Origin of the sequence: Brevibacillus sp. NRRL NRS-603 (assembly GCF_003013445.1) — a bacterium.
Lineage (GTDB): Bacteria > Bacillota > Bacilli > Brevibacillales > Brevibacillaceae > Brevibacillus > Brevibacillus formosus.
The window spans coordinates 1-812 of record NZ_PXZN01000174.1 but is presented as its reverse complement, the minus strand read 5'-3'; the positions used below and the strand labels follow the sequence as shown (position 1 = coordinate 812).

Here is an 812-nt window from a genome sequence, read left to right as displayed (position 1 = left end):
TCATCTTCTATGTATTGGACATCTTTTTTCATCTTGAAGTAAATATCGACTAGATTCATCCGTTCCACCTATCTCGTCAACGTAGTATTGGTCTGTCGGCCGCCAGCTTGCCACAGATCGACGGTTGCAGGTGCCGATAGAAGTCCCAGCTCCGCTGCGCATCGGTAATAGTACTCCAGTCCAATCCGCTGAACGTCACCGAAATCGTGCTGTAATCCTTGGAAATAGTGGATCCATTGCTCTTTCTCTCCACCGAAATGTGTGTGAACGTAGTCAATCAATGGGGCTGAATTTGCCCTTGTCTTCCTTTTGCTCTCTAAAAAAGAGGCATGGACGTCCGCGATCAAGTCTTGATGATCGGCAATAACCGCTCGACGAAGAGCCCAAATAGCAAAAGTCATGGAATAGCCCGTAAATTGATGCCACAGCTCTCCTAAGTCGTAGACATAAAGGTCTTTGGCCGTTCGCTCAGCTGAAATGGCGTCATCCCCGATCAAGAGCGCTGCATCAGCAGCCTCCAGCATTTCATGCAAAATAGGTTCCTGTGTAACGTAGGAAATCTCATATTCGTAAAACTTATGGAGAATGATTTTTAAGAGATTCACGGTGGTAGCCGATGTGTTGGTCAAGGCTATTTTGGCACCGTTTACTTGTTCAATCGGCTTTTTGCTGAATAAGAAAAGGGAGCCTACTCTCCCCTTGGCACTGACAGACAGATCTGCCAATGCCACGTATTCGGAGGCATGCTCTGCATAGCTAAACGAAGAAATCGGTCCCAAGTCAATCTCGCCATTCGCCATTGCTGTGTTTAA

Annotated in this window: 1 protein-coding gene; it reads right to left on the bottom strand. The window is 46.8% G+C overall.

The genetic code is table 11. The features are described 5' to 3' along the window. Positions 1–68: 68 nt before the first annotated feature. On the bottom strand, positions 69–812 hold a 744-nt coding region (locus C7R94_RS29720), incomplete at its 5' end, for a menaquinone biosynthesis protein (RefSeq protein WP_106786051.1).